General features: G+C 42.1%; 1 pseudogene. It reads right to left on the bottom strand.

The annotated features are described in order from the left end of the window. Positions 1–196: pseudogene (locus tag KVT11_RS19690) on the bottom strand (methyl-accepting chemotaxis protein); the annotation flags it as partial. Positions 197–302 lie beyond the last annotated feature (106 nt).

Below are 302 nucleotides of genomic sequence, written 5' to 3'. Positions count from 1 at the left end.
TGTCCATAGGTATACCGTACACCTCTTTAGGAATCTGGATAAATGATGGCCCTCTCCCATTTTTCAACATCGAAAAGTTTTGGAACCCGGGAGCTACAACGTCCCCTGCTTTAAACCCTAAGACAATGTTCCCGTGCTGCTGATAATAAAGAACCTTCTCTTTCCCTAATACAGAAAAGGTTAGCTGCTCTCTCATTGCTAGTCCAACGATTGGTAAAGCGTCTATTATGTTATCAATTCACTGTGACATTCGCTCACGTTCATCCGCTCTTTTTCTGATTACACTCTCTTTATCGGTTCTT

The sequence above is a fragment of the Bacillus sp. GbtcB10 genome, from assembly GCF_019091365.1.
Classification (GTDB): Bacteria; Bacillota; Bacilli; order Bacillales; family Bacillaceae; genus Bacillus; species Bacillus altitudinis.
The sequence above is the reverse complement of the archived record's forward strand: the minus strand, read 5'-3'. Positions and strand labels throughout refer to the sequence as shown.